This is a genomic window from Kitasatospora sp. MBT66, assembly GCF_000710405.2.
GTDB lineage: Bacteria > Actinomycetota > Actinomycetes > Streptomycetales > Streptomycetaceae > Kitasatospora > Kitasatospora purpeofusca.
Window position 1 is genome coordinate 131,457 of the sequence record NZ_JAIY01000014.1, and the last position, 3,155, is coordinate 134,611.

Annotated in this window: 1 rRNA gene; it reads left to right on the forward strand. The window is 57.0% G+C overall.

Going from position 1 to position 3,155, the window contains the following annotated elements:
• Window positions 1–41: 41 nt before the first annotated feature.
• Window positions 42–3,155: ribosomal RNA gene (locus BI06_RS55665) — 23S ribosomal RNA — on the forward strand.

A 3,155-nucleotide genomic window follows, 5' to 3' on the forward strand; every position in this document is an offset into this window, starting at 1 on the left:
GGTCGTTGTTTGAGAACTGCACAGTGGACGCGAGCATCTGTGGCCAAGTTTTTAAGGGCGCACGGTGGATGCCTTGGCACCAGGAACCGATGAAGGACGTGGGAGGCCACGATAGTCCCCGGGGAGCCGTCAACCAGGCTTTGATCCGGGGGTTTCCGAATGGGGAAACCCGGCAGTCGTCATGGGCTGTCACCCATACCTGAACACATAGGGTATGTGGAGGGAACGCGGGGAAGTGAAACATCTCAGTACCCGCAGGAAGAGAAAACAACCGTGATTCCGGGAGTAGTGGCGAGCGAAACCGGATGAGGCTAAACCATGAGCGTGTGAGACCCGGCAGGGGTTGCGCTTGTGGGGTCGTGGGATTTTTCTTGACCGGTCTGCCGGCCGGTCGGCGAGTCAGAAACCGTATGGATAGTCGAAGGACATGCGAAAGGTCCGGCGTAGAGGGTAAGACCCCCGTAGGCGAAATCTGTACGGCTCGTTTGAAGAACTCCCAAGTAGCACGGGGCCCGAGAAATCCCGTGTGAATCTGGCGGGACCACCCGCTAAGCCTAAATATTCCCTGGTGACCGATAGCGGATAGTACCGTGAGGGAATGGTGAAAAGTACCGCGGGAGCGGAGTGAAATAGTACCTGAAACCGTGTGCCTACAAGCCGTGGGAGCGTCGGACATGCAGCTTGCTGTGTGTCTCGTGACTGCGTGCCTTTTGAAGAATGAGCCTGCGAGTTTGCGGTGTGTAGCGAGGTTAACCCGTGTGGGGTAGCCGTAGCGAAAGCGAGTCCGAATAGGGCGATACAGTTGCATGCCCAAGACCCGAAGCGGAGTGATCTAGCCATGGGCAGGTTGAAGCGGAGGTAAGACTTCGTGGAGGACCGAACCCACCAGGGTTGAAAACCTGGGGGATGACCTGTGGTTAGGGGTGAAAGGCCAATCAAACTCCGTGATAGCTGGTTCTCCCCGAAATGCATTTAGGTGCAGCGTCACGTGTTTCTTGCCGGAGGTAGAGCACTGGATAGGCGATGGGCCTCACCGGGTTACTGACCTTAGCCAAACTCCGAATGCCGGTAAGTGAGAGCGTGGCAGTGAGACTGTGGGGGATAAGCTCCATGGTCGAGAGGGAAACAGCCCAGAACACCGACTAAGGTCCCTAAGCGTGTGCTAAGTGGGAAAGGATGTGGAGTCGCAGAGACAACCAGGAGGTTGGCTTAGAAGCAGCCACCCTTGAAAGAGTGCGTAATAGCTCACTGGTCAAGTGATTCCGCGCCGACAATGTAGCGGGGCTCAAGCACATCACCGAAGTCGTGTCATTGCAGCATATAGGGCCAACGCCTGCTGTGATGGGTAGGGGAGCGTCGTGTGCCGGGTGAAGCGGCGGTGGAAACCAGTCGTGGACGGTACACGAGTGAGAATGCAGGCATGAGTAGCGATACAAGAGTGGGAAACTCTTGCGCCGATTGACCAAGGGTTCCTGGGTCAAGCTGATCTGCCCAGGGTAAGTCGGGACCTAAGGCGAGGCCGACAGGCGTAGTCGATGGACAACGGGTTGATATTCCCGTACCCGCTTTGAAGCGCCAACGCTGAACCAGGTGATGCTAAGGCCGTGAAGCCGGCCCGGAGTCTTCGGACAAAGGGACGTGGTGGAGCCGCTGAACCAAGTCTGTACTAGGTGAGCGATGGGGTGACGCAGGAAGGTAGTCCAGCCCGGGCGGTGGTTGTCCCGGGGTAAGGGTGTAGGGCGTTGTGTAGGCAAATCCGCACAACAATAGCCTGAGACCTGATGCCGAGCCGATTGTGGTGAAGTGGATGATCCTATGCTGTCGAGAAAAGCCTCTAGCGAGTTTCATGGCGGCCCGTACCCCAAACCGACTCAGGTGGTCAGGTAGAGAATACCGAGGCGTTCGGGTGAACTATGGTTAAGGAACTCGGCAAAATGCCCCCGTAACTTCGGGAGAAGGGGGGCCATTCCTGGTGACGGCACTTGCTGCCAGAGCTGGGGGTGGCCGCAGAGACCAGCGAGAAGCGACTGTTTACTAAAAACACAGGTCCGTGCGAAGCCGTAAGGCGATGTATACGGACTGACGCCTGCCCGGTGCTGGAACGTTAAGGGGACCGGTTAGCTCTGATTCGTCGGGGCGAAGCTGAGAACTTAAGCGCCAGTAAACGGCGGTGGTAACTATAACCATCCTAAGGTAGCGAAATTCCTTGTCGGGTAAGTTCCGACCTGCACGAATGGCGTAACGACTTCTCGACTGTCTCAACCATAGGCCCGGTGAAATTGCATTACGAGTAAAGATGCTCGTTTCGCGCAGCAGGACGGAAAGACCCCGGGACCTTTACTATAGCTTGATATTGGTGTTCGGTTCGGCTTGTGTAGGATAGGTGGGAGACTTTGAAGCCGTGACGCCAGTCATGGTGGAGTCGTCGTTGAAATACCACTCTGGTCGTGCTGGATGTCTAACCTGGGTCCGTGATCCGGATCAGGGACAGTGTCTGGTGGGTAGTTTAACTGGGGCGGTTGCCTCCTAAAGAGTAACGGAGGCGCCCAAAGGTTCCCTCAGCCTGGTTGGCAATCAGGTGTTGAGTGTAAGTGCACAAGGGAGCTTGACTGTGAGACTGACGGGTCGAGCAGGGACGAAAGTCGGGACTAGTGATCCGGCGGTGGCTTGTGGAAGCGCCGTCGCTCAACGGATAAAAGGTACCCCGGGGATAACAGGCTGATCTTCCCCAAGAGTCCATATCGACGGGATGGTTTGGCACCTCGATGTCGGCTCGTCGCATCCTGGGGCTGGAGTAGGTCCCAAGGGTTGGGCTGTTCGCCCATTAAAGCGGTACGCGAGCTGGGTTTAGAACGTCGTGAGACAGTTCGGTCCCTATCCGCTGTGCGCGTAGGAGTGTTGAGAAGGGCTGTCCCTAGTACGAGAGGACCGGGACGGACGAACCTCTGGTGTGCCAGTTGTCCTGCCAAGGGCATGGCTGGTTGGCTACGTTCGGGAGGGATAACCGCTGAAAGCATCTAAGCGGGAAGCCTGCTTCGAGATGAGCACTCCCACCTCCTTGAGAGGGTAAGGCTCCCAGTAGACGACTGGGTTGATAGGCCGGATATGGAAGCCCTGTGAGGGGTGGAGTTGACCGGTACTAATAGGCCGAGGGC